Below are 5,729 nucleotides of genomic sequence, written 5' to 3' on the forward strand. Positions count from 1 at the left end.
TTAATGGTAAGGTGCACACCATGGGCGCCGGCTTTTACGCCTTCCAGCACATTGGCTGTACCCAGGTCGTAATCATTATGCATATGCACATCAAAGTGCAGCTTGGGATAGCGCTGCACAATGGCGGAGGTATATTCGAAAACTTCAGAAGGGATCAGGATACCCAGGGTATCCGGCAGCATAATACGTTTAACAGGCTGCGTTTGTAAAAAGTCCAGGAACTGGAATACGTAGTCGCGGGAGTGGCGCATGCCATTGCTCCAGTCTTCCAGGTACACATTACATTCCAGGCCTTTCTTTTTTGCCAGCGCTATTACCGCTGCTATTTCTGCAAAGTGCTGTTCCGGTTTCTTTTTAAGCTGGTGGGTTAAGTGGTTCAGTGAACCTTTGGTAAGCAGGTTCATAACCTTAGCCCCTGCCTGCTGCATCCATTGCACGCTTACATCGCCATCCACAAACGTCAGCACTTCCACCCTGTTCAGAAAGCCGTTGGCCTTCGCCCATTTGGTAATGGCCTTTACGGCCGCAAACTCGCCTTCAGACACGCGGGCAGACGCAATTTCAATACGGTCTACCTTTACTTCTGTTAACAATAACTGCGCAATGGTTAATTTTTCCGAAGGTGAAAAAGAAACGCCGCTGGTTTGCTCCCCATCCCGCAGGGTGGTATCCATTATTTCTACATAGCGTCCGGCAACTGACATAATAAGTGGTGGAATGTTTTAGTACATGCTTTTGGCAGCGAAGCTCTGGATCTCGCTCTTCATGGCTTGCAGGTAATCAATATCATCATAACCGTTCTGCAGGTTATGTTTTTTGTAACTGTTGATGTCAAATTTTTCGCTTTCACCGGTGGCAACAATGGTGATGGTCTGCTCCGGCAGGTTCACTTCCACTTCGGCTTTGGGATCGGCTTCTATGGCCGTAAAGATCTTATCTAAGAACTCAGCGCTCACCTGTACGGGTAGTATACCAATGTTCAGGGAGTTGTTCTTAAAAATATCTGCAAAAAAGCTGCTTACTACACAGCGGAAACCATAATCATAAATGGCCCAGGCCGCGTGCTCACGGCTGCTGCCGCTGCCAAAGTTCTTACCGGCTACCAGTATTTTACCGCTGTAGATGGGATTGTTCAGTACAAAATCTTTCTTAGGCGTATTATCGTTCTCATAACGCCAGTCGCGGAACAGGTTATCGCCAAATCCTTTACGCTCCGTAGCTTTCAGGAAACGTGCAGGAATGATCTGATCAGTATCTACATTTTCAATGGGCATGGGCACCGCTGAACTCCGTAACACAGTGAATTTATCGTAAGCCATTTTTAGGTCGTATCTCTGTTAGTTAATTATGTTGTTGATCGTTTATACGCGGGCGTTATTAATCCGCCATCAGCACGCGGGGGTCTGTTACCACGCCGGTTACTGCTGCTGCTGCTGCTACTAAGGGGCTTGCCAGCAGCGTTCTTGCGCCGGGGCCCTGCCTGCCTTCAAAGTTGCGGTTGCTGGTGCTCACGGCATATTTACCCGCCGGTATCTTATCATCATTCATGGCCAAACAGGCGGAACATCCGGGCTGGCGCAGCTGGAAACCTGCGTCTGTTAAAATATCCAGGATACCTTCTTCTTTGATCTGCTGCTCTACAATGTGTGAGCCGGGCACTATCCAGGCCGTTACATGATCTGCTTTTTTACGCCCTTTTACAATGGAGGCAAAAGCGCGGAAATCTTCTATACGGCCGTTGGTACAGCTGCCGATGAAAACATAATCAACCTTTTTGCCCAGCATGGATTCTTCTTCATGAAAACCCATATAGTTCAGTGACTTTTCATAGCTGGCCTTGCCGCTGCCCGAAGCCGCAGAAGGGATATGCTGGGTGATGCCTAGTCCCATACCGGGGTTAGTGCCGTAGGTGATCATGGGCTCAATATCTGCTGCATCAAAAGTATGCTCCTGGTCAAACTTAGCGCCTGCATCGGTTTTCAGTGTTTTCCAGTAAGCCAGCGCTTTATCCCATGCTTCGCCTTTAGGGGCTTTTTCACGGCCTTTGATATATGCAAAAGTAGTTTCGTCAGGTGCTATAATACCGCCACGTGCGCCCATTTCAATGCTCATGTTACAAACCGTCATACGGCCTTCCATGCTCATGTTCTCAAACACATCGCCTGCGTATTCCACAAAATAACCGGTAGCGCCGGCTGCGGTGAGCTTGGCAATAATATACAGCACCACATCTTTAGGCGTAACTCCTTTACCCAGCTTGCCATTTACATTAATGCGCATTTTCTTGGGCTTGGGCTGCATAATACATTGGGAAGATAATACCATCTCCACCTCAGAAGTGCCAATACCAAAGGCAATAGCGCCAAATGCGCCGTGGGTAGAGGTATGCGAATCGCCGCACACAATGGTCATACCCGGCAGGGTAATACCGTTTTCCGGGCCTACCACATGCACAATGCCGTTCTTGGGATTACCCAGGCCCCAGTGGGAAATGCCGTATTTGGATGAGTTGGTTTCCAGCGCTTTTAACTGGTTGGCAGAAAGCGGGTCCTGCACCGGTAAATGCTGGTTAATAGTAGGTGTATTATGATCTGCGGTAGCAAAGGTTTTTTCGGAGAACATCACTTTCAGCCCCCGGCTCTCCAAACCCAGGAACGCTACCGGGCTGGTTACTTCATGAATAAAATGGCGGTCAATAAAAAATACATCCGGACCGTCTTCTATTTTTCTCACAACATGTGAATCCCATACTTTATCAAATACGGTAGTAGGTATTTGGCTCATTTTTTATAATTTAAAAAGTAACTGCAAAATTGTTAAAATATATCCAGATATTCTGCTTTTTAGTCAGATTTTTTCTAACAGGAAACGTTAAAAACCGGGGGCTGCAGATGAAGAAGGCTTTGACCGTGCGGTAACGACCAAAGCCTTATAGTATTGATTATAAATATTTTACAATACAATCACAGCGCTTACCGCACAGCTCAGGCGTCCACCGCATCATACACGATCACCTTTTCCCAAAGGTGGCTGCAGTTCTTAATAAATTCCAGGTGAATGGGATCTGTTTGATAAGCAGCCTGCCCGGCCAGGTCGGCAAAGAACATCAGCTCAGATACGGCCCAGCTGTTATCCACCACATCCCGTTTTTCGGTGCTGGCCACTACCCCTACCCGCAGCTCTTTTACGGTTTTGATCTTGGCCAGGGTTTTAACACCGGCCACCAGCTTATCACGGTCTTCCGTAGAACCGGGATTTTTAAGCCAGAAGAATACATGGTGTACCACGGGATATTTGGGTGCAGCAGCCTGCAGGGGCGTTGCTGTGGCGGCCGCTGTACCGGCTAAAATAGTGGCTGCCGTGCCCAGGAATTTACGTCTGTTGGAATTTTTCATGGTTAATCGGGTTGATGGCCTCAAAATAGTAAAATATACTGCATAAAAAAAGGCGCCTTCCCGGTAGGGAAAGCGCCCATATACATCTTTATTCCATCTTACTTACTGGTTGGCCTGCTGCTCTTTTTTCTTTTTAGCATGGTCCACAATGGCGCCTGTACCAGCGCCTACACCCGCACCAATTACGGTACCAATGGCAGCGCCCTTTAAACGGTCTTTATTTACAATAGCGCCCGTGATAGCGCCTGCACCAGCGCCTACTACTGCACCTTTAGCAGTGTGGCTCCAACCCTTTTTCTTGGTAGTGGTGGTGGCTGCGGGAGCGGCTGCAGTAGAATTATCAGCGGAGCCGCTATTACTGTAGCTACCGTTTGATGCCTGGCTGCTACGGCTTTTATGTTTTGCTTTTTCAGCGTTTATAGAATCAATTACCTGCTGTTTTGCTACACTTACCGCGTTCATTGAATCAATGGTTGCCTGTTTGGCATCCCCTATAGCGGCAGCCTTCTCGTCATTGCTCTGGCAGGATGCAAAGATCAATGCGGATGATGCGATGGCTATAACTAAGTTTCTCATGGCTTTAATTTTTAAAATATTAGGTCTGCCCTTCCAATAACGAAAACTGTGCCATTTGTTACTGCAGGAAATGGCAGGAGGCCCTAAAGACCTCCTTACCATTTACTTATAGTTTAATAAATTTTTTCCTTACTACTTTTTTGCCATCCCTGAACTCAATAATATAGGTACCGGCAGGCAGGCTGCCAAGGTTTAAGGTACCGTTCGCTGACTTCATCCGGGTAACCTGCGAGTTGGCCACGTTGATCACGCTTACCATCCCATCATTCTTCAGGCCGCCAATGGTCAGGTTGCTGGTTACCGGGTTGGGATATACCTTAAACTGGTCGTTTGTTTCCGGCAGGTGGCTTGCCTTGCTGGCCAGCGCTGCGCTGGTAAACTCAATCCAGTTAATGTTCCAGTCGCCGCTAACTGCATAAATGCGCAGGGTTTGATCGCCGGCTGCCAGGGTTACCGTGGTAGTAATAGTGGTCCAGGCCTGCCAGCCGCCGGTAGCCGGTACGTTTACCGTAGCCAGTACGTTAGTGCCGGAGCGCAGCTGTAATTGTTTACCGCCATCCGGGCTGGCTATGCGTAAGTTTACGGTATAAGTGCCTGCTGTGGTTACATTTACATGGTAATCCATCCAGTCATCCGTATTTATCCAGCCCACATTTTCGCCGCCGCCGGTATCTGCACAGCCTTCTGTTCCAACATCCGACTTGGCATCAAAAGCTTCCGCTTCTATTTTGCCGGGGATGGTTTTAACGGCTGTTACCGGGTTTATTGCAATAGCTACCGGGGCGGATGTAGTGCTTAAACCGGCATTATCCGTGGCTTTGGCCGTAATGGAATAAGTGCCTGCAGCTGCGCCTATCCAGGTATACTGGTAAGGGCTGGTAGTATCTTCACCCAGCTTAACAACGCCCTGGAAAAATTCCACTTTGCGCACATTGCCATCTGCATCAGCTGCTGTTGCCGCCATATCAATATCCGCATTATTAAAGAAGGAAGCATTATTGGCCGGTGCAGTAAGGCTTACGGTAGGTGCGCTGCCGGTACCTGTGCCGGCAAGGGCAAAGCTCAGGTAGTTAATGTTCAGGTCCGCTGCATCCATGGTTACACGTAATACTTTTACGCCGGTGGTAAGTGCCGGTGTGTTCACAGTAATGGTTTGCCATGCCTGGAAACCGCCGGTTTTGGGTACAGCCATGGTTCCGCTGATGTTCACGCCATCCAGCTCCACATGGAATGCTTTGGCATCGTAAGGCGTGGCCACACGGGCAGCCAGGGTGTATACGCCGGGTGTGGTTACATTCACGGTGTATTCCAGCCACTCGCCGGTAGCTACATAACCTATGTTAAAGCCACCGCCGGTATCGGCACAACCTTCCAGGTCCACCCCTTCGTTGGGCCGGTAACCGTTACCCTGGTTGGCAACGGAAGCATCGTGGTAGGCAATACCTTCGCCGCCGGTATCATAGTCCTCTATTTCAATTTTACCCGGTATGGCAGCCGGTACGCCCTTGTAGGGATTTTGTAAAGATGCGCTCACCTTATAATTAGCCGCATAGGTGGTGTTAACAGCAGGTACGCGCAGGTTTTGCGTAACCGCCCCGCCATGCGCCCAGGAAGTAAATTCATAAGCGGTATCGCCCAGGGTTTGCGGGCTAAGGGCCTGTATGGTGAAGTTGGAATTTACCACAAAGGTTTTAGTAGCCGGCGCAGTTACCTGCGAACCTAATACCAGCTGTAATCCCGGTTTGCTGGATGTGATGG

At 49.0% G+C, this 5,729-nt stretch carries 5 protein-coding genes and 1 pseudogene; all 6 read right to left on the reverse strand.

From position 1 onward, the window contains the following. Positions 1-704 (reverse strand): annotated as a pseudogene (locus tag VIM87_RS29220) (2-isopropylmalate synthase); the annotation flags it as partial. Between the two features lie 18 nt (positions 705-722). After that, complete coding sequence (gene leuD, locus VIM87_RS29225; RefSeq protein WP_332000400.1) at positions 723-1,298, reverse strand: 3-isopropylmalate dehydratase small subunit; 576 nt, start codon at positions 1,296-1,298, stop codon at positions 723-725. A 79-nt stretch (positions 1,299-1,377) separates the two neighbouring features. Further along, positions 1,378-2,784, reverse strand: a complete 1,407-nt coding sequence (gene leuC / locus VIM87_RS29230) for a 3-isopropylmalate dehydratase large subunit (RefSeq protein WP_332000401.1) — start codon at positions 2,782-2,784, stop codon at positions 1,378-1,380. Positions 2,785-2,984: 200 nt separating this feature from the next. Then, positions 2,985-3,395: a Dabb family protein gene (locus VIM87_RS29235; protein ID WP_332000402.1), complete on the reverse strand. Its 411-nt coding sequence runs from the start codon at positions 3,393-3,395 to the stop codon at positions 2,985-2,987. A gap of 102 nt (positions 3,396-3,497) precedes the next feature. After that, complete coding sequence (locus tag VIM87_RS29240) at positions 3,498-3,971, reverse strand: hypothetical protein (RefSeq protein ID WP_332000403.1); 474 nt, start codon at positions 3,969-3,971, stop codon at positions 3,498-3,500. A gap of 106 nt (positions 3,972-4,077) precedes the next feature. After that, on the reverse strand, positions 4,078-5,729 hold a 1,652-nt coding region (locus VIM87_RS29245; RefSeq protein WP_332000404.1), incomplete at its 5' end, for a carbohydrate-binding protein.

This window comes from Chitinophaga sp., from assembly GCF_036569125.1.
In the GTDB taxonomy this organism is placed as follows: domain Bacteria; phylum Bacteroidota; class Bacteroidia; order Chitinophagales; family Chitinophagaceae; genus Chitinophaga.

Excerpts from the sequence above, each read along its gene's own strand:
- VIM87_RS29235 (WP_332000402.1), bottom strand. The coding sequence starts at position 3,395 with ATGAAAAATTCCAACAGACGTAAATTCCTGGGCACGGCAGCCACTATT.
- leuC (WP_332000401.1), bottom strand. The coding sequence starts at position 2,784 with ATGAGCCAAATACCTACTACCGTATTTGATAAAGTATGGGATTCACAT.
- VIM87_RS29240 (WP_332000403.1), bottom strand. The coding sequence starts at position 3,971 with ATGAGAAACTTAGTTATAGCCATCGCATCATCCGCATTGATCTTTGCA.